Here is a 24,070-nt window from a genome sequence, read left to right as displayed (position 1 = left end):
TTAAAGCCGCCTACGGGCGGCTTTTTTCTAGAATGATCAGGATATAGCCTGATTTACCGTTGTCCGCTATGAGCGAAGAGCGGACACTGTCTGGCTATGGGCTATGGGCTATGGGCTATGGGCTATGACGCCTCACACGTGTATGAGTGCAATAAATCCACCTAATGAGATTACTCTTACAGCTTTGAGTAATTAATATAATGGCAACCTAAGAATTATAAATAGTTATTTATAGTGTCATTAGGCGCCTTTAAAAATAATCGCTATTTGACAGGAAATCCATTGCCAAATTAATAGTATTCGTTAGTGGATAAAGTGCATTGTGATAATTAAAATTTATTTCGGTAATATTTATAGAAAGTATGTTATTTATTGGCGGCGGAAAAGCACCATTCCTGCGTGGTGAAGTTCGTCATTATTAACAAAAGTTCCATCAGCTGTAAAACCGGTATCGTCCTGATAGTAGATCCTTTTTTCACGAATGTCGTAGTCGCCCTGATAAGCATGAGGTTTTGTGCCTCGTGCTTCATCGTAACGCCCATTTGGTAAAAGCTCATGGCGAATGAACCCATCTTCGGTAATCCAGAGGCCTGTATATGTATGCTGTTCTTTCATGTGTTTCCTGATGTCATGTATGTGTGTTAGAGATAATTTTTTGTATTAGCAAGTGGAATCACGTCTCATTTTAAGCAATGCCGGTCAAGGAACTTCCCGGCACATATGAGTGAGCTATTTTTTATTAACAGGGATTAACTCTGCTGCCATATAAACCCTGTTTTTAAAAGAGGCTCCAAGAATTTTATATTTTTTCCCCTCTTTGGTTGCAAGGGTGGAAATTTTTTCCTCAGCGCCCTCGATGGTTGAATCTACTGCCGTAACAGTTTGGGCCATAGTGCTGAAAGATACTAAAAACACAATTGTTGCTACAGTTAAATAATGGATGTTATTCATGATAATTTTCCCCTTAATGGGTTGGTGATGATTTTATTGAAAGAGGGGATAATGTGATTTTTACTTTATCCCCTGTGCCAGTTTGGTTTCTGTAATTAATACAGTGTTACTGTCATTTGAGAATGATGTAATGTATTAATTATTGGCATGTAAATTAGCATTTCATCAGCAGTCCTTATTCCAGCGGCATTAAATAAATAATGATTGTGGATATTTACTTCGTCCCGCTGTCATACGCTTCAGTTTGCAGATGCTGTCGGTCTGATGGTTATTTCTGTTGTATCAACGCTTTCCGGAGCCTCAATGACATGTCGTACGGCACGGGCAATATCAGTGGGTTTAAGTGCAACAGAACGGTATGCATCCATCACCGCCATGGTTTCCGCATGGGTGATGGTTGAGGCGAGTTCACTTTCCACAACGCCGGGATTAACGCAGGTCACGCGGATTGTCGAGCTTTCCTGCCGTAGACCATCAGAAATAGCCCGTACTGCGAACTTGGAGGCGCAATAGACAGCAGCTGTTGGCACAACTGAAAGAGCACCGATAGAGCCAAGGTTAATTATCTGGCCAGAACCCTGAGCTTCCATCACTGGAAGCACAGCTCCAATTCCCCACAGCACGCCCTTGATATTAACGTCAATCGTACGTTCCCATTCATCCTGTTTGCCGGCCGCAAGCGGTGAAAGTGGCATGATGCCCGCATTGTTAATCAGAACGTCAACACGACCCCAGTTATCAAGCGCTGACTGCACGAACTGAGCCATGGACAGTCGGTTTGTAACATCCAGCTCCCGCGCGTCGGCAATACCGCCGGTGCTGCGGATTTCTGCGGCTATGGCTTCGATACGATCCAGTCTGCGTGCCCCTAATAGCACCTTCGCACCTGTACTTCCAAGCTCTCTGGCAATACCTTCCCCAATGCCGCTTGACGCGCCGGTAATTAATATAACTTTATCCATCATGTGCTCCTTCAGTTGAGTTCAGAGAGATGATAGAACTTTATGATTAGTTCAAGTATCCTGCTTTCACTGGACTCAGTGGTTAGCAGAAATTAACAATGAAAATTGATCTCAATCTTTTACCTGTTTTTATCGCGGTTGCTGAAGAGCGTAATTTCACCACAGCCGCAGCCCGGCTGGGAGTTACGCGCTCGGCGATTAGCCAGGGAATGAGGCGGCTTGAGGATACTCTCGGCACAATGCTGGTAATGCGGACAACACGTTCAGTAAACCTGACTGAGGCGGGAGAACGACTGCGTACATCCTTGTCATTACCTTTATCCAGCATTGAAGCTGCGTTCGAAGATATTGCATCCGACAGCACGCCATGTGGACTTCTGAGGATCGCGGTAACCTCCATAGCTGAAGAGTTTCTTTCTGGTCCGCTGATCGCCTCGTTTGCGGCTGCTAATCCAGCCGTGACGATCGATATTGTCGTGACGGATGAGGAATTTGATATTGTGGCCGCTGGTTATGATGCTGGCGTAAGGCTTGGAGATGTGATCGAGAAAGATATGATTGCTATCCCGCTTACAGAAAAGCAACGTGAAATGGTGGTTGCGTCCCCATCCTATCTCACAGCTAATAGCGCCCCTCTTCATCCATGTGAGCTTGTGCATCATCAGTGTATCGGCTGGCGTCCATCCCCGGATGTTGCGCCTTATCGCTGGGAATTTGAGGAGAACGGGAGAGCTTTCGATGTGGCGGTAGAACCGCGAATAACAACGAATGACCTGCGTCTCATGCTGAGACTGGCTCTTGCCGGTGGCGGTATAACATTTGCCCCTCAGGAAACATTCAAGTCGTATATTGAAAATGGTCAACTTGTTTCAATGCTTGATGATTTTCTTCCCCATTTTCCTGGCTTCTATCTGTATTTTCCTCAACGCCGGAATATAGCGCCAAAATTACGCGCCCTGATCGACCATGTAAGACTATGGCGGCAACCGCATGCAAAATGTTAAGCGCGGAATATTTTGAGACGTACAGCAGTTTTCTGAGGGCTGGCTCATTTAGTTATATGTTATGTCTGCTTCTGGCACAGGGCTGCTGTTGCAGCCCTGACAACCTTAGACTTCAATCGATTCAGATATCTCTAACGCATCATCGACTTCGATGCCCAGATAACGGACTGTGCTTTCCAGTTTCTTATGGCCCAACAGAATTTGTATCACCCGGAGATTCTTGGTTTTCTTGTATATCAAGTAAGGTTTTGTTCTTCTCTTGGAATGTGTGCTGTAAAGCGAAGCTTCGAGACCAAGCTTTTCTACCCACCCATGAAAAATTCGGCTGTATTGTCGGGTTGATATGTGCCGGTTAGTTCCGATCCGAGACCGAAACAAGAAGTCTTTACTGTGCAAATTGCCAAGCTTTATCAATGCAGCAACAGCTTCTCTTGTCCCTTTGGTTATCTCAAATTGCACAGGGCTACCGGTTTTCTGTTGCAGCACCGTAGCTCTGCTTGAAACCGAGCTACCATATGCAACATCAGATACTTTGAGGCTCACCAGATCGCAGCCTCGTAGCTTACTGTCTAAGGCCATATTGAACAGAGCTAAATCACGCGTTTTACCTTCCAGTTCAAGCCGGATTCGGATCCCCCAGATATGAGATATCTGAAGTGGTCTTTTTTGGCCTATGATACGGTCTTTATTCCACGGTGACGTGTTCATACTCAAATCTCCTGCAATGTGGGAGATTTGAGTATGGTTGTCCTTTATGAGCGAGGTGCGGACGATTTTGGCGTTAAGCAACGCACATGACAAACCACGAAGCGAGCAAATCCGGGCAAAAATTTCGCGTGTCATTTCCACCCGGATTAAGCTGCGGGTTAACATAATAAGCGTAGCATGGACGACTTGATTAACTTACCTGCTGGCAGACGACTTCCAGATTATTACCGTCAGGATCAAAAACGTACGCTGCATAGTATTGTGAATGATAATGCTTACGAATTCCCGGTGCTCCGTTATCTTTCCCGCCCGCCAGAAGAGCCTGTTTCCAGAACTGATCCACAATGCTGCGCTTATCAGTAGAAAAAGCCAGATGCAACGATGCACCGGTTTCCTCATTGTCATGCAGCCATAACCGGGGGTAGCCCTGCGGCCCAAGCCCGTAACGAAAACCGCCGGTTCGTGTTTTGGCTGGCTCCTGGGTAATAACCAGCCTGAAGCCTAACGGCTCAAGTGCCTGCTGATAGAAGCGCAGCGATAACGGCGCATTTTTCACTGAAATCTCAAGATGGTCGATGGCAGACATAAAAACTCCCGTTATGTGTCAGGGTTTAGACTGAGTAACGCAGCAAAAGCTTGCCCGTTCATGCGGGCCACTTTTAACAGGCGGGGACGTGATAAGCCGGTGACCGCCGCAGCCGAAAATCCGCGCAGTGTGGTGACGACGAAATCGCTCAGTTCTTTCGCTCTTTCCGGTTCTGACTGGCGGATGTAATCTTCAATAAACAGTATTCCTGGTCTTGCATACTGGTTTGCCAGTTCTCGCGCCTGTTCATCGTCAGCACGCATACCTTCTGCGACGAGGCATCCCCGCTGCAGCGGAGATTTCACGTACAGACGCGCGGCCGTGATAAATAATTCTTCAATGGCTTCGGCCAGAGAGCGTCCGGCGATGAGGATCTTATCCGCCGGCAGGTTGCCTTCATCAACGTATCGCGCAAGGCACCGGCTAAACAGGCCTGCTTTACTGCCATAGGCGGCGTAAAGGCTTGGCGGATTAATATTTAATGCTTTTGTCAGTTCAGAAATACCAACAGCGTCATATCCTCTCTGATGAAACAGTGCCTGAGCTGTCTCAATCCCTGCTTCCCGGTCAAATGCACGCCTGCGTGTCCTGACGTTATTTTCTGTCTCACTCATATGCTCATTACCCGGCTGTCCCCGTAAAAATATACGGCTATTTTACGCCATTATTGTAGTGGTCGCTACAAATTAATGGTGACAGATTATCTGCTTCTGTTTATAGTGACCACTACATAAAATGAAGGGGGAGCGCAAATGAACCAGCCACTCAAAGGCAAATTTGCCGTAGTTACTGGCGGAAGCAGTGGTATTGGCCTGGCTATAGCCAGACGCCTGATCGATGACGGTGCGGACGTGGTGATTACTGGAAGAACCGCAGTAAAACTGAATCGGGCAGTTATGACGCTGGGAGAAAAAGCGAATGGAGTTGTGACTGATGTCAGCAGTAGAGCAAGTCTTGATGAACTTTACCAGCAGATCAAAACAGCAACTGGTCATATCGATATCCTGGTGGCAAATGCAGGGGGCGGTATTCATGCGCCTCTCGGTCAAATAACTGAACAGCAGATTGATGAACAGTTCGCGACCAACGTTAAAGGCGTGGTTCTGACTGTTCAGCAGGCGCTGCCTTTGCTTGGACAAGGCTCCAGCGTGGTCATCATCGGTTCAACATCCTCCTTTGATCCCGGACCGGCAATGAGTATTTACGGTGCAACCAAAGCCGCAGTGCGCAACATGGTCAGGAGCTGGGTGGCAGAACTCCATGGTTCAGGCATTCGCCTCAACATCGTTAGTCCGGGGCCGACGAACACGCCTTCTCTACGGGCTGCTTTTGGCGATAAGGCTGAAGAGGGACTTGCCTTCCTTACCGCGAAAAGCCCGCTGGGCCGTATCGGCGAGCCGGAAGAAATTGCTGCCGCTGTGGCATTCCTGGCCAGTGATGATTCAGGCTATGTGAACGGCATCGAGTTATTCGCTGACGGTGGCGCATCGCAAACCTAACAGGCCCGGCCATAAACCTGCACGGTGGCACACAACCATCGTGTTCCTGTTGTATCTCGTTTTTTCCATGAAACAAAAGGAAACGCTATTATGTATCCGCAAAATGAAAAAGATCTGGTCTCTGTTCTGCAGGCTGAGCGCGACATTACCCGTCTCATCAACTCTTACCCTTATCTGCTCGACAGTGGAAAATTTAGTGAAGTTGCAGGACTTTTACGCCATGCCACGCTGGAGGTGCCCGGTCATCAGATTACGGGCAGGAATGAGATTGAGAGATTTCTGTCGTCGGGCATTCAGCTGCACCAGGACGGCACGCCTCGCACCTGGCACGCCGTCTCCAATATTCTGGTTGAGGGAAACCCCTTCAGCGGTGAAGCTTCAGCGACCAGTTATTTTACCGTTCATCAGGAACTGCCCGGCTTCCCCCTGCAACCGATTTGCACTGGTCATTACAAAGACCGCTTTGCACTCATCGGCGATGAATGGCAGTTCGTACACCGTGCCGTTGTGCCTCATCTGATAGGGGATATCCGGTTTCATGTCAGCGGTGCAAATGCAGAGGCAAATCTATGACTGCGAAAACATCGGATAACCGTACGGCACTGATTACGGGAGCCAATAAAGGCATTGGACTGGCGATCGCAAAAGGACTGGCACGGCAGGGATTTCGTGTCTGGATCACAGCGCGCGATCGGCGACGCGGCGAAGAGGCTGTTCAGCAACTAAAGGCAGAAGGACTCACTGTCCAGCTACTGATAATGGATGTAACTGACGACGCAAGTGTACAGCAGGCAGCGGCAATATTATCGGCAGTCACTGACAGGCTGGACGTACTGATCAATAACGCAGGCGTGTTGCTTGATGCCTCAGCTACGCCGAGCCAGACACGTTTATCAGACATGAAAAACACGTTTGAGGTTAATTTCTTCGGTCCGGTACGGGTAACCCAGGCGTTTCTTCCCCTGCTTCAAACAGCAGAAAATGCCAGTGTTATCATGTTGGGAAGCGGTCTGGGATCTCTTGCTCTGATTACTGATGAGGCATCAATTTACTCAACCGTAAACCTGCTCAGCTATAGTGCCTCAAAAGTGGCGCTCAATGCGGCCACGGTGTGTTTTGCCAAAGAGTTAGCCGAACAGGGCATTAAGATCAATGTCGTCGAGCCGGGTAACGTCAAAACCGATCTCAATGGCAATACCGGTGCGCTTACACCGGAACAGGGGGCGATGCCGGTTATCAGGCTAGCACTGGCGGAAAGACATGGCCCGACAGGAAAATTCTTTGGCCCGGAAGGCCGACGACCCTGGTAATTCATTTTCACAAGCTCCTTCCGGAAAAAACGGACGGAGCTTGTATTTCCTTCTTTTCAGCGCAGAGCTTCAGATGTCGTAATCCGGGTATCGGCGATGGTTTCGGCAAAGTGTTTGCCGAATAGCGCCGCCGGTGTCTGGAATCCCGGACGATATTCTCCCGCCAGCACTCTGCGCCCGGCTTCGGCAGCCGCCAGCGCAGTGAAGCTATATCCATTAACCGCATCCAGTAGCATATGCAGGGTCTCGCCATCTGCATTTAGCACTTCCGCAACGGCCTTATAACGACTGGCCTCACGTTCCTGAGCTGTCGGGCCATCGGGCAGTTCAGCCAAATTGCCCTGCGGAAAACCCTCACCGGAAATATGTACGAAAGTTTTGATATCAGAAATGCCAGTCGCTTTCCAGACGGTGATTACATCAGGAAGCGTCACAGGAAAACAGGCCTGCAGACCGTTGCCAAAATCGAAGCCCCGCAGCTCACCTGACTCGCTCTGCATCAGCTGGCCGTTACGGCGAATCAGGCACTGGGTTGATAAATTCTCAGCTGCGCTTACCGCAGAGCCGCGAGACATCGTGCCGGTGATATGCAGCGCCAGTGAGATACTGGCCGGATTTTTGACCCGCGTGGCCGCGTGAGCTGCGAGGCATCCCAGCATTGCTACGCTCCCGCCACAGCCAGGAAGCAGCATAACGCCCGCTGAAGAAGCGGCTTCATCGAGGATTTCTGCAAGCTGGTAACTGTCCAGTTCGGCAGCCACATCAAGGTAGTGTACCTTCTGGCGGATTGCTGCCTCCATTAACGGCCGTGCGGTATGCAAAAACGGACCGGCACAATTTAAGACAGCGTCAATATCCGCTAAGCCACCATCAATGGTGTCAGGATTATCCAGCCTGAAAGCCCGGAAAGGGACATCCAGAACAGACGACATCGCTGCCAGTTTTTCCCGATCGCGCCCGGCAATAATTATCTGCAGGCTGGATTCCAGCGCATGTCGTACGATCATACTGCCGGTATAGCCTGTCGCACCGTAAATCATGAGTTTTTTCATACAGAAATAGCATCCTTAAAGCGGAATGATTAAGGTCGGCATTAGTGGGGTTACACCCATATAAAATTTTTTCTGGCCAGCACCACCCTGTTATCAGCGCCCGTGCTGCCAGCTTTTATAAACAAACTCCAGGCTGTATCCATCCGGATCTCTGACCTGGGCGGCGTAATAGCGCGGGTCATAATGAAGTTGTGCTCCTGGCGGATGAATTTCTGTTGCTCCCGCCGCGATTGCTTCTGCATAAGCCTGGTTAACCATCGTTTCAGAATCCGCCGCGAACCCCACATGAACGGCCTGCGGACATGGCATTCCTGGCCTGAGCCAGAAAAATACGCGGCCACTGGCTCCAAATCCCTTAAGATCGGGATGGCCTGACGGGCCATCGCTGCCGTCATAATCGTGGCGGTTGATGATGCCGAGAAGAGGAAGCACGCGTTCATAGAAGGTAATTGAGCGCTCGGTATCGCTTACGGTAATAAAGATATGGTCCAGCATAAAAAGCTCCGTTGTCAGATGTTATAACCGCCCGCGACTTCGATCGTCTGTGCATTAATCCAGCCGCCATCGGCTGTCAGTAATCCGGCGATAACACGGGCAACTTCATCAGGTTCACCAATTCGTCCAAGTGCCGTTTGTCCGGCGAGCAATGCTTCAAACTCATCACTTAGGCCCCCTCCCAGTTCAGTACGGATCGGGCCTGGCGATACGGCGTTTACCCTAATCCCCCGTTCACCAAACTCTTTGGCCATATAACGTGTCAGCACTTCGAGGCCACCCTTAAAAGTGGCGTAAGGTGCCACACCAGCGGTCGCCACGCGGGTGGTGGCACTGGTGAGATTAACAATAGCGGCATCCCGCTGAAGAAGTGGAAGCAGCGTCTGAGTTAGAAAGAAGGGGCCCTTCAGATGCACATTCATTAAGCTGTCAAACTGCGCTTCAGTCACGGTTTCAATGGGGTTATACAAACCATATCCTGCATTGTTTACCAGCCCGTTCAGTCCCCTGGCGCCCCAGTGTGTCTCCATTGTCATAGCCAGTTGTGAACGAAAAGTACTGAAACTGCCGACATCCTCTAAATCCAGCCGCAATGCTAACGCGCGTCCCCCCTCGTTTTTAATCCGCTTAACGACCTGGCTGGCCGCTTCCGGCTGGCTATTCCAGGTGAGAATGACGCCGTAGCCGCGATGTGCACATTCAATCGCCGTACTGGCTCCGATGCCGCGGCTTCCGCCGGTAATCAAGACATGTTTCATAAAAGCTCCTGACAGAATGGATGACGAGTTCAAGATTACGCACAGCACCAGGCTCTGGCTCCTGTAATCCTCTCTGACATTTGCCTAATCCTGCTTTAATCTTGTTGCCTGTCCCGTGCCGTGTTATTTAACGAAGATGCAAAAACAATTAACTGAACTGCGACTGCTGGCTTCCGGAGCCGGAAACAAGGCCACAGAAACCGGTATACCGCGTGTCGCAATGGTGCAGGGAGAAATTCCTGAACACAGACTTTCAGCGGTATATGAACCGATGATTAACCTGATCCTGACTGGCTCCAAGAGCATGACGGTTGGGAATAAAACCTGGCAGTATGACCCTGCCACCTACTTTGTGATGTCGGTTGATTTGCCCGCCGTGGGTAAGGTCTGTGCAGATGAGAAAACCGGCGCGCCGTATCTTGCTGTGAGCCTGACGCCGAAGCCGGAAATTATTGCTGAACTGCTGGATGACATGCCGGCTGTTGACAAGATGCATCTTTACCATGCGGGATTTTCTGTGGCTCCGGTTACGTCTGAATTGCTGGATGCATGGCTGAGGATGCTGCGATTAATCAACAAGCCTGAGGAGATATCTGCTCTGGCACCGGCCTATGAGCGTGAAATTTTATTCCGGGTGTTGCAGGGGCCGCTTGGCTGGATGCTGCGTAATATCGCCACGCCGGAATCGCATCTTTCCCGGATTTATAGGGTAATTAACTGGTTGAAGCTCAACTACATGCAGGCCGTGCGGGTGGAAGAATTGGCAGCGATGGCCGCGCTGAGCGTTTCGGCATTTCATCGTCATTTTCAGGCTATAACGGCGCTCAGCCCCATGCAGTATCAGAAACGGGTGCGGCTCATGCAGGCACGGCTGAGATTAGCCACTACCGGTGATAGCATTACTGCCATAGCGCATTCTGTTGGTTATCAAAGTCATACTCAGTTCAGTCGCGAATATGCGCGCCATTTTGGTCTTTCTCCCTCATCAGATTTGAAAAATATTTTGTTAACCAAGAACGCATAAGCTGTGAGTTATGTCCGCTTATGGCACAGAGCGGACTTTACTGACCAGACATGATGCCAGAGGTCAGGGTGGACGTTCAGGGTAAATTGATGAGTGCCGCTTCGTCGTTGATTTGCCGGCAGGACGACTTATCCACTTTTAGCAATAATTAACCCCCTCTTTCCTATATGGCAATAATCCATTCATCGCAACAATCAGAGATGATTAGCGCCCTATCAGCACCAATTGTTTTCATCCTTTCCTGAGATCCGAAAAAAGGTAAAGTCGGATCTTTATTAGCTGCCGGTTTGGAGGGATGTATGAGACAGTAGCTGGTAAGAACCTTCGTGCGAAGGGTTATCTTTCACAACTGGCAGAAGGTTCGCTTTGAGCGAATAGTGCACATTATGAATATGCAGTCGTTTTGAGATTATACAGGATGATAAAATGAGGGTGTCTGCCCCGTAACGCGGCGGAACATCGTCGCGAACGATGAGGCATTGTCGTATCCAACAGAGAGCGCCACGTCAAACACCGGCCTGCCTGTTATCAACAACGCCAGCGCGCGGACCACACAAGCTCGCTGGCGCCAGGCTGAAAATGACATGCCGATTTCCCGTAAAAAAAGGCGGCGAAATGTGCTGGCGCTCATAAACAGCGCCCTGGCCCAGCGCTCAGCAGGATCGTGAACAGACGGGGCGATTAAAAACGCCTGACAAAGCGCCAGCAGAGCCGGATGTCGGGGAAGCGGAATGTCGAACTCGCGAACCGGCATTGCCGCCAGTTCCAGTAATAGCAACTTTACCAGCGCACAATCGCGTGCGCTTTCATATAGCGGCGGCAAATCCACCGCTTCAAGCAGTAACTGACGTAGTAATGGCGATACGCTTACCACTTCACAGCGACGGTGTTTAATAAACCCCATCGTGTATGTGGGTTCAATATATAAGCTACGGGTGGTAACGCCCACAAACCGGACCGCGTGTATGGTGTCGGGTGGGATCCATACCGCATGCTGTGGGGGAACCACCCATTCTCCGTCACAGGTTGAAACGTGCATCAGTCCTGTTGCGCCATACAGAAGCTGCGCGCGGCGGTGCTGGTGTGGTTGCAGGAAAAATCCCTCCGCATAGTCGTTTCCTAGCGCTACTACCTCCCGATTCAGATGATCTAAATCGTCAATTTTTCCGTTTCGCACATTCGCCTCCTTCTGACCGGTTTGAAAGGATAATTGAGCGCCATGCAAATGGGAAGCGGGGCGCTGGCGCGATAAGCTGCTGGCTCATTTTCACAACGAGATACTTCTTTGAACGATCTGATGATTATCGCACTGGCCGGTTTTACTACCGGCATGACAACAGTGCTTTTTGGCTTTGGCGGCGGCTTTGTAGTGGTACCGTTTGTTTACCAGCTGCTGGTGCGGCAGCCACCGCTGGCAAGTGATGCGATGCATATCGCCGTGGCCACTTCAACGGCTGTGATGATTTTTAACGCGGGCTGGGTCAGCTTTCAAAACTGGCGTGCGGGCAGGCTTTCTTTGCCCATCTTATTCCCGCTGTTGTGGTTTATCGCCGTGGGCGCAGTGGCCGGTTCGTGGTTGGCGGGAATATTAAGCGAGGTGTTGATTCGCGAGCTGTTTATTTTTTATATGCTGATGACAATTGGGGACTGTCTGTTGCGCAAAGGTTTCTTCAGCGGCAATGCGCCGCGTCGTTTGTCACTTTTGACGGTCACCGGTGGCGGTATGCTAATCGGCACAATTGCCGCATTGCTGGGCGTGGGTGGCAGCGTAATGACGGTGCCGTTGTTGCGGCGACACGGTCATACGATGCGAGAGTGTATTAGCGCGGCTAATCCGCTTTCCCTGCCGGTGGCGTTGTGCGGTGCGGTGACCTATGCGATAAGTGGTTGGCACAAAATTTCGGCAGGCGGTTTTGTGGGTTTTATCAGCCTGAAGATTCTGGGCCTGCTCCTGGTGGCTGGCTGGGCGGGTATAATATTTAGCCGCCGGGTGATTCCCGCCGTCCCTGATGTCTGGCACGCGCGAATCTACGTGATGCTGTTGTGCATGGTACTGGTGGCTATGTTGCTTTAAGCAAATCCTGCTTTGCAGATTTAGTTGCTTTTACAGCGGCAATATCTGCATAAACGTCCGTTTCTGGCACAAAGTGGAGGGCCGCACTCAAGGTCCGCTTAGAGCGAGGAGCAGAAATTAACATACCTTTGAAAGTGGCCAAATTTAGCTATCCACTACACAGCATAAGAAAAGGCATCTTCTAGCATAAATGCCCGTAACCGATAAGGTATCGGGCTATTACGAAACCTTATTTCTAAGCCATCGTGCCAGCCCGGTGTCCAGTATGAGTTCTGCAAGCCTCGTGGGCCCAATCATAGTGACGCCTTCAGCACGGAGATCCTCACTCAATGTCCCTTGATGCCAGACAAAGAACATCCGATCATAGCTGTCACTGGTCTGGAACCGTGACAGATAGTTAGAGAATACAGACTGCTCAGCAACAGACTTCACTTGCACAAATGCCCGTTCTCCGGTGGTGGGCAGTTCAAGCTCAATATCGACAGTCTTCTGTGTCCTGCCAAGGCTCCCGGTTCTTCTCCATCCGCTGGCGGAGAAAATCAGATCTACGAGCAACTCAAAGTCCTGCCAGGTAAGCAAACTACACAGCTTGGTAATAGCCTTCAGGTACTGAGCTTTAGCAATATCAGCGCTGATGATTTCCGGCGATTGCTCATCATTGATTTTTCGAAGGGCATAATCGGCCAAACGCACATCGCAGATGGTCCCCCGGTAATTCTGTGTAGCGAGTAAAGCACCGCTCAGGACGCTGTGGGATAGAAGGTTCCCGGCCAGACTATGGCTGTGCCATCCGCTCACCGTGGGGCGGGTCCTACTGCCATCATCCAGTTCGGTGACCTCTCCGGAAGGCTGGCACCAATGCAATAACCCCTGGCTGAACGTAATGAAGAGTATATCGGGGGTGGCGGTGTAAAACGTCCTTATCTGTCTGACATCACTGGTGGCAGTGGACTGGTTATTTTTCCTTTCTTCTAACCAGACTTTATTCACATCCTCCCACTTTCCCTCAAGGCACATCTGATGGGGCGTTTTGTGGTACCCAAACTTAATAATGCCAGATGTCAGGCACTCATGTTCCCATTCGCCTCCCTCTCCCAGCTTGATATATTTAACCGCAGTCGCCTGGATCTTTTCCAAAATGCAATCACTCCGCTAAACAAATTTCCTAACTGAATGTTCTTACTTTACCTCTGAACAGGGTGTAAAGGCGCGCATTTCCTCTACCGGGATAAATCAGCGTGGCGCCAGATAATGGTGACAATACGCGTCATAAAGAGCTAATAGGACGTACAGTAAACGGAATTCCCGTACCGGGTGCAGTTGGTCTGCACAGGTCCTTTCAAGACATCATTGAGAGACTGGGTCTGGCGTTCCTGTTGCTCCTGCTGGCGCTGTTGGTCGACGCTGGGCAGTGCCTGATTCTGCCTGTAAATATCAGCACTCAGTTGATTACAATCCCCTTTTGTCATCGGTTTATTCGTAAACGTTTTGACAGCCTGTTGGTAACGTTGCTGATATTTCGCGCTATCGTAGTTCCACACGTCCAAGTATTTTCCGATAAAACTTTTTCCTGTCCCAGCTATCTGGTAATCCATAAGGTCGTTATTTAAAAAAACGTCAATGCCGCCCGCCATGCCCGCCTGAGTGGCCACAAAATGGCTGGCACAACAGCAGAAATGGTAAGGCCGCATATGCGGCTCTACCATTTTAACGGTTGCAGGTATAACAACTGCGTTCGCCGGTGTGCCTTCCTTGCATATGATTCTGAATTTACGGACCTCTGTCTCCAACATTTCTTCCAGCAGGAAAAGACGCAGTGTCCTGACACAGAATACGATCGCTGATGCGACATGCCCGCCGTGTGAGCCGGTGATAAAGTTCAGATGCGGTTGCGCTTTATGGATGCGTTGACCAGCAACAGGCGTTCGTTGTGTAATCCCTCTTCCTCAATTCGTTTAAGTCTGTTCTGTATTGTTTCTGGTTCTCCCAGGTACTCAGCATGCTGTGACACGTTGAGAGCCTGAAAGCGCCCGGTTGCCGTATTCAGGCCTTTATAACGCAGGGCCAGTAACAGTTTCAGGAACGCGTCGTCATCCTGATCGGTGGCTGACTGTACCCACTCACGAACGGCCCCGGTTCCGCTGATATCGCACCAGGCCCAGAGGTAATGGGTCAGATCATTTATTTCCAGAATCTGCCCGGTGATTTCAGCTGAGCCGAGCCTTCCTGCCAGCTGGCTGCGCATAATCTGCAGTTGCTCTGCAGAAAAAAGTTGCATCCTGTCAGTGGCGACTCTGTTACCGACCAGCCCGTGCCGGTTGAGCAGATGATGAAAATAACAGGCGATCCAGTGCCAGTCCTTTGCTTCCATAATCAGTTCCGCAAAATGGCTGATTTTTATACCGGTTTCGTGCTCATACATGCGTCTGAGCAGATGATCCACCACACTGTCCATATCCAGATCCTCATGGGCAAACCAGACATTGCGGGCCACATAACGCTTTTCCACCTCACTGCCATGTTCAAAGAAGAACCGCAGCAGACCGGCACAGGATTCGGGCGCACGGGAAGCTATCTGAGGCCATGTTAGCTGGCTCAGGATATGTTCAAACCAGGTACGGGAAGAGATACCGTTGCTGTTTATCTGCGCAAGTAACTCCTCCGCCAGAGCTGACTGCTCAGCAGGAATGCCTGCTTTGCGGAACAGTTCATCGAAATAGTCCGGTGGCAGGACATTCTGGGGCGAGGAAAAGGCAAAGTAGTATCGCCAGTAAGCTGCACTACCCAGACGGCGATCTGCTGTCATCGCTATCTTTTCTTCCTCTCCCGCTGGCCTGAAAAGCTCCAGGTGTTCAGGCTTAAATCCGGAAATTCCAGGAACACAATGACGCAGGGAGGTTGCCGATTTTGCTTCCGATGAACGGTACAGAGCGATACAGTTAAGCAGCGAGCCGGTAAGAGTCTCCTGTGCTTCCTGACTTACGCTGCCATCGCCTGACTCTACCATCGCGCGTTCCGTCAGGTATTCCTCAACCCAGTCATAAAGCCCCGGATTGGTTATACGTATCAGCTGCAGAAAGCACAAATCAGGCAGATAAACATAATCGCGTATCCCGCTGTACCTGAAACGAAGGTTATTCAGCGCGAGATGAACTTCACGGGGGGTTTTCAGTGCCTCGCCGTAAATATCCGTCACCCTCTTTAGATTATCCAGAAGCCGTTCATCTGGTGGAAAATCGTTAACGGACTCATACAATGCGACGGCACCCGACATAAACTCACGCCGGAGAACGAAAGATTCCGGCCTCGGCAGGCTGAAAGAAATCTGCACGATTTTCTGCAGGTAAAGTTCGCCATCCTCCACACCCAGCCCTTTTTTGATGGCCTGCGCCAGTACGGCTTTGTCATAACAGAGTATGTAACGAAAGCGGGGAAAATCGGCGACGGATTTGACCAGGCGGACAACCTCAACAGCCTGGGCGGGCTCCAGCCTGTCCAGATCGTCGAGCAGAATAATAAAGCTGAGGTCCATTTCGATTATTTTTTGCGAAATTTCTGCCCGCAGATCTGCTGTCGTTTTTTCCTTTTCTTTTAACCAGTTGGTTTCCGATAGCGCGGACAGAGCATTACTGGCATCCGGTACGCCCGGGATCATTGCGGCCGTCTGAGCCAGCGGGGCCAGATTGCGGGCCGTTGCTCTGGTATATTCCATGAGCGTGCGTGCTGTCCGGGTAACCGTCTTCTTCTTATCCAGTATTTTCCGCTCTTCGGGCGAAAGGCGATTTTTTTCTTCAGCTGCAATGCTTCCTGCCACAGGTATCAGCAACGATTCCACCAGACTGGTTCCGCTGCCATCAAGCCAGGGGGAGATGCTCATGACAAAGGTGCTATCTTCTTTCTGCTCATCCAGTTCGGCACGCAGCAGGTTCAGCAGACTGGTTTTCCCCGAACCCCAGGGACCTTCAATGCCAATTACGGCACTGCCCTCGCGGCCAATATCCTGAACAGACTGCGCTAGTTGTGTGGCGACATGACGGAAGCCGTAGCGATCCTGTTCCGGGCTGGTGACGGACTGGTCCAGCCTTATTGCATCAGTATCCGCCATATCACAGATCTCCGTACAGGCAGCGCAGCCCGGTCAGGGCCTCTGCCAGCGTGGCTTCTGCACATCGCGTGGTGAGCTCCCGGACCAGGGTCTCAAACGCCTCTGCCGGCAGAAAAATTCGCAGCCCGTCGATCCCGAAAAAACCTTCCTTTGTGACGTGTCCCGGCGGGGAGAACATCACCCGCTCCCCGTGGTGCCCCTGAGCCAGGACCTCCGGATGACGGGCATAAAGCGTGAACAGGCCCAGCAGTTCGCAGAACGCTGCCCAGTCACAGGGCACCACAAAATCCTGGCCGGTGATCATCAGGTGCAGGCGCGGCGTGTCATACCAGGCCCCCGGGCGCTGGCCCGGAGACTGGCCGTCGGTGCGTAAGTCCAGGCGCAGGGTCCCGGCCGACAGGGTTTCCGTCACGGCCGGAACCACCGGGCGCAGATCCCGGGCCAGGGCTGCGGCCTTATCCTCATTCCAGTCGAGGCCGCGCAGGACCAGGGGGAAGATGTCCCGCAGCCGCGGGAGGGTGAAAATCTCCGCCAGCGTCGCGTCCGGGATCTCCCCAAGCCGGAAACAGTCGCTTTCCAGCGGGCGCAGCAGATGTTCGGCATACCGCTGGTCAACGACGGGGCGCAGCTCCGCCAGGAAGGCGTCAAATTCTTCCACCCACTTCTCGCCGTTCAGGCGGAAGATCCCCTTCAGATAAGGGCCATCCATCGGGCGGTCGTTTGTCACCTGCCAGGCCAGCAGATCGCGGGTGATGGTGAGCAGGGTGCGCAGGGCCGGGAGCGTGGCCAGCCTGCCGTGCCCGCGCATAAAGGCCTCCCGGGCATAAGCCAGCATGAAGCGCAGCTCATCACGGGAGATCGGGGCGGAACCGAAGGTCTGGCCCAGAATAATATGCCGGTAGAGCTGCCGGACCGTGGCCTCCGGATCGGCAACCAGCTGAAAATATCCGTCGCCGGCAGCGGCCGTTTTGAGGCCGTCATCCAGGAAGCGTTCGGCGAGCGCATTGACGGAGGTATTTTCGCGGCCGGCACGCACTTTCAGCGCCTCGATCAGTTTTTTATGAAAACGCAGGTTAAGCTGGCTGAGCATCATCATTCCTTTCATCTTTGCTTTAATAGCCATGCTAACCTAGCACTAAAGTTGTTTGTTATTAATTTTATAAATTAAAGCTGACATTTGTGATGGAACATAGTTAATGAAAGTGATGATTCTGGCGCTACAGCATCTCCTGCCCTCTCTCATTTCACCGCAGATCCGGAAACCCTGAGTTCCGGATCTGCTTCCTCCCCTCCGGGGCGTTATCGGCCCCTGACACAATATGTAGAGGTTCTGACAGCTGCTCACGACGCTATATGTTGTGTTTCGTCCCTTTCACGTGACCGTCCGCTCACCCCCGGAAAAGGGCAGAGTGGTTATTCCGTGTGCATGGTAAACTTCCGGAAAGTTGTGATACGCCAGAAAGTCGGATCACACCGGAACAGCCATCCGGTAATTTATCCGCGTGGCTATATGGTTGCTTATTATCATCATGTAAATGATGACTGCAGGGGAAAATAATCCGAGTGACAGACGCAGGGATGTGCTCAGTGGATTGTGTTGCGCACCATAACTACTCTGAGTGACTGTTTGTTGGGGAAGGATTGATAACTGATGTGTGACAAGCTTTTGAGCCAGGTCTGGGCATTCCTGACCGGAAAATATATGGGACATACAGATTTGTGGCTGACTACTCGTCCCTGGTCTGCTCACATGTATCCTGCAACAATATCTCCGTCCACGAAAAATCAATGGGTAGTGGTTTCGAAATCAAACAGACCCCTTGCTTATTACTGCCCTGCCACCGCTCTGTGGTTTTACGGTTCAGGGAGTTATCCACTTACCTTTGATCCGAACATCGATTCGTCCAGTACAAATCCTTCCGGTACTTATCTGGATGAAGATGTCATTCATGGTCTTGATTACTTCATCTAATAATAATGAAGGCGGAATTTCTCAATTCGTTTTACCGGACTGAACCGACAAATATCAGGATGAAAGCATAATGAAGACAGTTAAGGGGATCTCAAGCCGGTTAGGAATTATGGTAGTTTTTGCCAGCACGATTTACGGAGCCGGCGCCGCAACCCGGGAAGAAATGCGGCGACTCGATGAGGCCTACCCGCCCGGCAGTGTAGTTGTCTGCCACTCAGACCTTCCGGGAGACGGAAAACTCAGCCTACCAACAACAATGATCTTTAGGGGAAAGGTCGAGTCCCGAGAAAATGGTCATACCCTCTATAGCGTTTCCGTCACTTGGCAAACTCAGGGGGCGAAAGAAAGCGATGCCGGTGATCTGACACTGACGTTTTTGATGAACCAGCGCAGTGATGAGAAAGGGCAGTACTCATTTATTGATCCTGAAAGCATGGCCGTCTCAATGCCCGCAGCCGGACCTGCCGGTGAAGAGGCAGTACTTAAAGGATTCCGCAGCCGTTTCGGTGGCACTGAAAACTTCTCGCCTTACAGCCAGACCGAGATCACTGAGTTTCCGGCGTATATCACCCGTAATCCGGGCGAGGCGCCGTCCTACTGTCGGAAGGAAGTCCGTGAACATGCCTGATGATCCCTTCTACCTGACCAAAACCGTCAGAAGGACAAGTAGAGAACCTGAAGCTGGAATGTAATGAAAGGTTTAAATATCAGGGCCCGGTAGGTAAACGATACTGACATACCAAGGAGAACAATATGAATAATGCAAGTCTGCATGAGACACATGCCAGTACGTTCGCCGATGAGATAGTGGCACTGTTGACCCTATGCCAGCAACAGCAGTCTAAGAAGGACGGCAGGGAGAAGCCGTCACCGGAACAGTATTCCCGCGATGAGGATATATTGCCATTCGTATCCGTTCCGCATGCGGGTACGCCCTACAGCTGCGCCGGTATGTTCCGATAACAATGACCCTTAGCGCTATCGGCGTCGGGAGGAACAGTGGTGAGAAATTGCTCTGTTCCCGTGCGAAGATTATGCGCAGAAAGTATTGGTACGTCTTACAGAGCAATACCTTTCCATAGGGAACAACTTACAATGATGCCAGCAATATCAGGCCAAGGCATTACGTTTTCTGCTACGAAGCTGCCGATGGTGATCGACTACCCTGACGCGCTGACACTACGCTAGTTGGCCCTTTCTGTTACACCAACAGCGATCCAGAAAATTCAATATAGTTATCCACATATACAATGGATAGATCCAATATTTCAGATCCAGATAAGATCCTTTATGGATCCCAACAGTTCCAATTAGAACCAAACAGATCCCCGATCGCTGAGAGCCTTGTCCTACCTGACTTGGAGCCGTGTTAAGGGGAGTTGTAGAGGGAAGAAAGGGAGTTAAAGCGGGTATAAAGGGAGCTGTGATGGGTAAAAGGTGACTTGGAGAGGGTAAAAAGTGATTTGCAGAGGGAGAAAAGGGAGTTACAGTGGGTAACATAGGGAGCTGTGGTGGGAAAATTCTCACTACACTGTATAAATTTTTCACAAGGTGGATAAGTTGGATAATTCTAATAAAAACATATACTTCTTTCCTGATGCTATCCCTGAATCTGTAGAAGGAGAAGGGAAATCACTAACAGTTACCAGCAATTCAAGTGTTCAGCCTGCAGCATTGATGCGTCTAGGCATATTTGTTCCAGCAAACAAAAGCGGTGACTCAGGCGATGCAATTGATGCAAGCGAAATCTTGTCTTCGTTAGAGCTTTCAAGGTCAGAAGGTTATACGAAGATCATTATCACCGGGCCAAGGCTTAACCTTTCTACCGACTTAAAGGTCTGGATGGGGATAATTCACGCATTCTCAAAGTACGGTATTGCCAGCAACGCGATCACTCTTTCATTTCATGAGTTCGCGGGGCTATGTCAGATACCCTCAAAACGCCTGGATTCAAGGCTTCGTGGGAACATACGCGATTCTCTAACACGTATTCGAGGTAAGACTATTACTTTGAGTACTATCGGCTCAAAAGGCGCCTATGTCACAGGGTTATTAAAGACGGGACGTTTTAATTCGGATGAAGATACCATCGAGCTTGAGGCTGATAGCAAGTTATGGGAGCTGTATAGGGCAGATTATCTCACCCTACTGCGTAAGAAACCGCTTAACGCGCTTCCACGGCAGGAGGCTGCTCAGGCGCTATACACCTACTTAGCCAGTCTTCCTGAACGTCCAGCGGACATTTCGTTCACCAGATTGAGAGCTCGACTGATGCTCACCAATCGAATCAGCGATCAAAACAAAGTCATTCGTGCAGCTTTGCAGAAACTAAAAAGCATTGGCTACCTGGACTATCTCCTTAAAAAAGAAGGACGTGAGACTATGGTGCGAGTTCTTAGTAGAAACCCTGCCTTAAAACCAAGTGACCTGTAGAGGGAAAAGTGACTTAGAGCGGGTGATACTTTTATTCAAAAGTGAGCTGCAGAGGGTATCGCCCCACAGCTGCACAAGGTGACCTGTGACGGGCTATCTTTGCGGCATATTGAACGAAGGGTATGTTGTTGGGCTAAAGAAAACCGATTTGATTAGATATGGGGAGCTGTAGCGGGATAAGCTTCCCTGTAACTCGCTGTGAAACCAGGTTCGACAGATTCCTTCCCTTTCTAGCTCCCTTTTTTATTTCTTACTCCCTCCCTAGCTCCCTGTGCCATCTTTAGTTCCCTCTATAAGTCACTTTCTTAAGTTCCCGCCTTAGCTCCCTTAATCACACTTGGTTTCCCTCTTCAGCTCCCCGATATCGAGACTCATATTTCCCCCTTAGCACCCTTTGTATTTACCCTTTCAAGGAAAATTTTATTCGCAACCACGGCGTGCTATAAGGCGGGGTCTGCAATTACCATACTTATGCTATTGATTAACTCATTATCTATTCATTTTTTGAACAACTTTGTAATTTTAGGGTTGGTTTGCATTTTTAGTGTTGCTTTGCGTCATTTATCAAGATTTAATGTATTAATGCAAAGTTAACCTAAAGGACTTTAAGATGGGATTAATGGATACTCTTGACCAATGCATCACAGCTGGTCATGAAATGACAAAAGCGATTGCTATTGCACAATTTAACGATGATAGCCCTGAAGCAAGAAAAATTACACGTCGATGGCGTGTCGGGGAAGCTGCAGATCTTATTGGTGTTTCATCTCAAGCCATTCGGGATGCAGAAAAAGCAGGCCGCCTCCCCCATCCTGACATGGAAAAGCGTGGCCGGGTAGAACAGCGCGTTGGATATACCATTGAACAGATTAATCATATGCGTGATGTTTTTGGAACACGTCTGCGTCGACCGGGTGATAGTGTTCCACCGGTAATTGGTGTTGCTGCTCATAAAGGCGGTGTTTATAAAACTTCTGTATCTGTCCATCTTGCTCAAGACCTTGCTTTAAAAGGCCTGCGCGTTTTATTGATAGAAGGAAATGATCCTCAGGGTACTGCGTCCATGTATCATGGATGGGTTCCGGATCTGCATATCCATGCTGAAGATACACTTCTCCCCTTCTATCTTGGCGAACGAGATGATGCAACATATGCCATTAAGCCAACGTGTTGGCCGGGTCTGGATATAATTCCTTCGTGCCTGGCTTTGCATCGGATTGAAACTGAACTAATGGGCCGTTATGACGAGGGAAAATTACCCACAGAACCTCATATGATGTTGCGTCTTGCAATAGAAACGGTTGCTCAGGACTATGACGTAGTAGTGATCGATAGTGCTCCTAATCTCGGTATAGGGACTATTAACGTTGTATGTGCTGCTGATGTACTTATCGTTCCTACTCCGGCAGAACTTTTTGATTACACATCGGCGCTACAATTTTTTGATATGTTGCGTGATTTGCTGAAAAACGTTGATCTGCAAGGCTTTGAACCTGATGTCAGAATTCTTCTTACAAAATATAGCAATAATAACGGTTCCCAGTCTCCCTGGATGGAAGAGCAGATACGTGACGCCTGGGGAAGTATGGTTTTAAAGAATGTAGTCCGTGAAACAGATGAAGTTGGTAAAGGTCAAATTCGAATGCGTACCGTCTTTGAGCAAGCCATAGATCAACGTTCATCGACAGGTGCATGGCGAAACGCTCTCGCGATCTGGGAACCCGTTTGCAACGAAATATTTGATCGACTGATTAAACCTCGTTGGGAGATTAAATAATGAAACGTGCTCCGATAATACCCAAATCTTCACCAGCACAATCTCCTGCTACGCCAGCATCTGCTCCAGCTGCCCCTATGGTTGATTCTCTAATCGCCAGGGTTGGAGCAATGGCAAAAGGAAACTTAATCACCCTCCCCGTCTGTGGTCGTGATGTGAAATTTACACTGGAAACTATACCAGGAAACAGTGTTGGAACATCCACGAGAGTATGGGTTGGTAATGAGCGAGATCAGGAATTTCTGACGGAAGAAGCGCTTGATGATCTAATTCCATCATTTCTGCTTACAGGACAGCAGAACCCTGGTTTTGGTAGGAGAGTCTCTGATTACATAGAGGTTGCTGATGGCAGCCGTCGTCGTATGGCTGCGATACTTACTTCAAGTGAATATCGCATTCTTGTCGGAGAACTTGATGATGAGCAAATGGATTCGCTCTGCAAGATTGGTAATGATTACAGGCCAACAAGCGCATATGAAAGAGGTAGGCGTTACTCATTCCGGCTAGAGAATGAGTTCAACAACAATATTTCCGCATTAGCAGATGCTGAAAATATTTCCCGTAAAATCATTACGCGTTGTATCAACACTTCAAAGCTGCCTCGTGATTTAATTTCGCTCTTCTCTCATCCCGGTGAGTTATCCGCACGAGCTGGGGATAATTTGAATCGTCTTTTTATTGATGATGAAGGCTTACTGCTAGAAAAAATAAGTGAGCTTTTGGACAAACGCAAAAGTGGTATTGTGTTTGAAACAGAAGAAATCATTCAGTTTTTAACTAATGCTCTTAAGATCTCTAAAGTTCATGTGGCACCATCACCAATCAACCGTGAGTTTGCTCCTGGAGCAACTGCGCAATACAAAGCAAATAGAATTGTATTTAACCTGGACCGTTCAAAGATTCCTCAGCATTGCATCGAACAAATTGAAGGCATTCTTGAAAAGCTTCAACAATCTGGTTCAGTGTAATTTTTAAAATTTCCGTTTACTCTCATTATATCTCATGACGAACGGTCCCAACTTCACAACTAGAACCGTGGTCCCAACCCTACAACTGGGACCGTGGTCCCAACCCTACAACTGGGACCGTGGTCCCAACCCTACAACTGGGACCGTGGTTCCAACCCTACAACTGGGACCGTGGTCCCAACCCCACAACTGGGACCGTGGTTCCAACCCCACAACTGGGACCGTGGTTCCAACCCCACAACTGGGACCGTGGTCCCAACCCCACAACTGGGACCGTGGTTCCAACCCCACAACTGGGACCGTGGTCCCAACCCCACAACTGGGACCGTGGTCCCAACCCCACAACTGGGACCGTGGTCCCAACCCCACAACTGGGACCGTGGTCCCAACCC

26 protein-coding genes are annotated in these 24,070 nt (G+C 49.9%); 12 read left to right on the top strand and 14 right to left on the bottom strand.

The window, feature by feature from the left end:
- Positions 1 to 369 precede the first annotated feature (369 nt).
- From WFN75_RS21770 to WFN75_RS21760, 3 genes are all read right to left on the bottom strand, one after another.
- A complete protein-coding gene (locus tag WFN75_RS21770) occupies positions 370 to 615 on the bottom strand; it encodes an Atu4866 domain-containing protein (protein ID WP_336996801.1) in 246 nt (81 codons plus the stop codon).
- 114 nt (positions 616 to 729) lie between these two features.
- A complete protein-coding gene (locus tag WFN75_RS21765) occupies positions 730 to 951 on the bottom strand; it encodes a hypothetical protein (protein WP_097762711.1) in 222 nt (73 codons plus the stop codon).
- 239 nt (positions 952 to 1,190) lie between these two features.
- Entirely contained in the window at positions 1,191 to 1,913 is a 723-nt protein-coding gene (locus WFN75_RS21760; RefSeq protein WP_336996832.1) for an SDR family oxidoreductase, read from the bottom strand.
- A gap of 98 nt (positions 1,914 to 2,011) precedes the next feature.
- On the opposite strand from WFN75_RS21760, the gene WFN75_RS21755 reads away from it, so the two are divergent.
- On the top strand, positions 2,012 to 2,917 hold the full coding sequence (locus tag WFN75_RS21755; RefSeq protein ID WP_097762713.1) for a LysR family transcriptional regulator: 906 nt from the start codon (positions 2,012 to 2,014) through the stop codon (positions 2,915 to 2,917).
- A gap of 105 nt (positions 2,918 to 3,022) precedes the next feature.
- Here WFN75_RS21755 and WFN75_RS21750 read toward each other — a convergent pair whose 3' ends face one another.
- The 3 genes from WFN75_RS21750 to WFN75_RS21740 form a co-directional block, all read right to left on the bottom strand.
- A complete protein-coding gene (locus WFN75_RS21750) occupies positions 3,023 to 3,625 on the bottom strand; it encodes a tyrosine-type recombinase/integrase (protein WP_336996831.1) in 603 nt (200 codons plus the stop codon).
- A 190-nt stretch (positions 3,626 to 3,815) separates the two neighbouring features.
- Positions 3,816 to 4,211 (bottom strand): VOC family protein, encoded by a 396-nt coding sequence (locus WFN75_RS21745; RefSeq protein ID WP_045344562.1) that lies wholly within the window; start codon positions 4,209 to 4,211, stop codon positions 3,816 to 3,818.
- An 11-nt stretch (positions 4,212 to 4,222) separates the two neighbouring features.
- Positions 4,223 to 4,825, bottom strand: coding sequence for a TetR/AcrR family transcriptional regulator (locus WFN75_RS21740; protein ID WP_336996800.1), 603 nt, complete (start codon positions 4,823 to 4,825; stop codon positions 4,223 to 4,225).
- A gap of 138 nt (positions 4,826 to 4,963) precedes the next feature.
- On the opposite strand from WFN75_RS21740, the gene WFN75_RS21735 reads away from it, so the two are divergent.
- Genes WFN75_RS21735 through WFN75_RS21725 form a run of 3 tightly spaced genes read left to right on the top strand, consistent with a single transcriptional unit; the run spans position 4,964 to position 7,020 of the window.
- Entirely contained in the window at positions 4,964 to 5,710 is a 747-nt protein-coding gene (locus WFN75_RS21735) for an SDR family NAD(P)-dependent oxidoreductase (protein WP_045344564.1), read from the top strand.
- A 24-nt stretch (positions 5,711 to 5,734) separates the two neighbouring features.
- Complete coding sequence (locus WFN75_RS21730) at positions 5,735 to 6,283, top strand: nuclear transport factor 2 family protein (RefSeq protein ID WP_336996799.1); 549 nt, start codon at positions 5,735 to 5,737, stop codon at positions 6,281 to 6,283.
- Positions 6,280 to 7,020 carry an SDR family oxidoreductase gene (locus tag WFN75_RS21725; RefSeq protein ID WP_048242178.1) on the top strand — a complete coding sequence of 247 codons (741 nt, stop codon included), beginning with the start codon at positions 6,280 to 6,282 and terminating at the stop codon, positions 7,018 to 7,020. The genes WFN75_RS21730 and WFN75_RS21725 overlap by 4 nt, the downstream gene beginning before the upstream one ends.
- Before the next feature lie 56 nt (positions 7,021 to 7,076).
- On the opposite strand, the gene WFN75_RS21720 is transcribed toward WFN75_RS21725, so the two are convergent.
- From WFN75_RS21720 to WFN75_RS21710, 3 genes are all read right to left on the bottom strand, one after another.
- Positions 7,077 to 8,072, bottom strand: coding sequence for a saccharopine dehydrogenase family protein (locus WFN75_RS21720; protein ID WP_048242180.1), 996 nt, complete (start codon positions 8,070 to 8,072; stop codon positions 7,077 to 7,079).
- Between the two features lie 93 nt (positions 8,073 to 8,165).
- Complete coding sequence (locus WFN75_RS21715; protein WP_032611598.1) at positions 8,166 to 8,567, bottom strand: VOC family protein; 402 nt, start codon at positions 8,565 to 8,567, stop codon at positions 8,166 to 8,168.
- A gap of 14 nt (positions 8,568 to 8,581) precedes the next feature.
- On the bottom strand, positions 8,582 to 9,325 hold the full coding sequence (locus tag WFN75_RS21710; RefSeq protein WP_045344568.1) for an SDR family NAD(P)-dependent oxidoreductase: 744 nt from the start codon (positions 9,323 to 9,325) through the stop codon (positions 8,582 to 8,584).
- A gap of 136 nt (positions 9,326 to 9,461) precedes the next feature.
- Here WFN75_RS21710 and WFN75_RS21705 point away from each other — a divergent pair, with 136 nt between their 5' ends.
- The gene (locus tag WFN75_RS21705; protein WP_045344569.1) at positions 9,462 to 10,349 is read left to right on the top strand and encodes an AraC family transcriptional regulator; all 888 of its coding nucleotides are present in this window, start codon (positions 9,462 to 9,464) and stop codon (positions 10,347 to 10,349) included.
- A 409-nt stretch (positions 10,350 to 10,758) separates the two neighbouring features.
- Here WFN75_RS21705 and WFN75_RS21700 read toward each other — a convergent pair whose 3' ends face one another.
- Positions 10,759 to 11,526: an AraC family transcriptional regulator gene (locus tag WFN75_RS21700; protein ID WP_181368264.1), complete on the bottom strand. Its 768-nt coding sequence runs from the start codon at positions 11,524 to 11,526 to the stop codon at positions 10,759 to 10,761.
- A gap of 108 nt (positions 11,527 to 11,634) precedes the next feature.
- Between WFN75_RS21700 and WFN75_RS21695 the strand changes: the two genes are divergently transcribed.
- On the top strand, positions 11,635 to 12,423 hold the full coding sequence (locus WFN75_RS21695; protein WP_336996798.1) for a sulfite exporter TauE/SafE family protein: 789 nt from the start codon (positions 11,635 to 11,637) through the stop codon (positions 12,421 to 12,423).
- A gap of 219 nt (positions 12,424 to 12,642) precedes the next feature.
- Here WFN75_RS21695 and WFN75_RS21690 read toward each other — a convergent pair whose 3' ends face one another.
- From WFN75_RS21690 to WFN75_RS21675, 4 genes are all read right to left on the bottom strand, one after another.
- Positions 12,643 to 13,560: a hypothetical protein gene (locus tag WFN75_RS21690; RefSeq protein ID WP_284974046.1), complete on the bottom strand. Its 918-nt coding sequence runs from the start codon at positions 13,558 to 13,560 to the stop codon at positions 12,643 to 12,645.
- 140 nt (positions 13,561 to 13,700) lie between these two features.
- Positions 13,701 to 14,216 (bottom strand): hypothetical protein, encoded by a 516-nt coding sequence (locus tag WFN75_RS21685; protein WP_336996797.1) that lies wholly within the window; start codon positions 14,214 to 14,216, stop codon positions 13,701 to 13,703.
- A gap of 86 nt (positions 14,217 to 14,302) precedes the next feature.
- Entirely contained in the window at positions 14,303 to 16,528 is a 2,226-nt protein-coding gene (locus WFN75_RS21680) for a KAP family P-loop NTPase fold protein (protein ID WP_336996796.1), read from the bottom strand.
- A 1-nt stretch (position 16,529) separates the two neighbouring features.
- Positions 16,530 to 17,618 (bottom strand): transcriptional regulator, encoded by a 1,089-nt coding sequence (locus WFN75_RS21675; protein WP_336996830.1) that lies wholly within the window; start codon positions 17,616 to 17,618, stop codon positions 16,530 to 16,532.
- Between the two features lie 561 nt (positions 17,619 to 18,179).
- On the opposite strand from WFN75_RS21675, the gene WFN75_RS21670 reads away from it, so the two are divergent.
- The 6 genes from WFN75_RS21670 (at position 18,180) to WFN75_RS21645 (ending at position 23,678) form a co-directional block, all read left to right on the top strand.
- Entirely contained in the window at positions 18,180 to 18,500 is a 321-nt protein-coding gene (locus tag WFN75_RS21670; RefSeq protein WP_288821814.1) for a hypothetical protein, read from the top strand.
- A gap of 70 nt (positions 18,501 to 18,570) precedes the next feature.
- A complete protein-coding gene (locus tag WFN75_RS21665; protein ID WP_288821815.1) occupies positions 18,571 to 19,128 on the top strand; it encodes a hypothetical protein in 558 nt (185 codons plus the stop codon).
- Between the two features lie 125 nt (positions 19,129 to 19,253).
- Positions 19,254 to 19,463 (top strand): hypothetical protein, encoded by a 210-nt coding sequence (locus WFN75_RS21660; RefSeq protein ID WP_336996795.1) that lies wholly within the window; start codon positions 19,254 to 19,256, stop codon positions 19,461 to 19,463.
- A 597-nt stretch (positions 19,464 to 20,060) separates the two neighbouring features.
- On the top strand, positions 20,061 to 20,933 hold the full coding sequence (locus tag WFN75_RS21655) for a RepB family plasmid replication initiator protein (RefSeq protein WP_052452854.1): 873 nt from the start codon (positions 20,061 to 20,063) through the stop codon (positions 20,931 to 20,933).
- A gap of 610 nt (positions 20,934 to 21,543) precedes the next feature.
- Positions 21,544 to 22,710, top strand: a complete 1,167-nt coding sequence (gene sopA, locus WFN75_RS21650) for a plasmid-partitioning protein SopA (RefSeq protein WP_288821817.1) — start codon at positions 21,544 to 21,546, stop codon at positions 22,708 to 22,710.
- Positions 22,710 to 23,678 carry a ParB/RepB/Spo0J family plasmid partition protein gene (locus WFN75_RS21645; RefSeq protein ID WP_288821818.1) on the top strand — a complete coding sequence of 323 codons (969 nt, stop codon included), beginning with the start codon at positions 22,710 to 22,712 and terminating at the stop codon, positions 23,676 to 23,678. Before sopA ends, WFN75_RS21645 begins: the two co-directional genes overlap by 1 nt.
- The last annotated feature ends 392 nt before the right edge of the window (positions 23,679 to 24,070 follow it).

The sequence above is a fragment of the Leclercia sp. UBA7405 genome (genome assembly GCF_037152215.1).
GTDB lineage: Bacteria > Pseudomonadota > Gammaproteobacteria > Enterobacterales > Enterobacteriaceae > Enterobacter > Enterobacter pneumoniae.
Note: the sequence above shows the minus strand (reverse complement) of the source record. Positions and strands in the feature narration are given on the sequence as shown.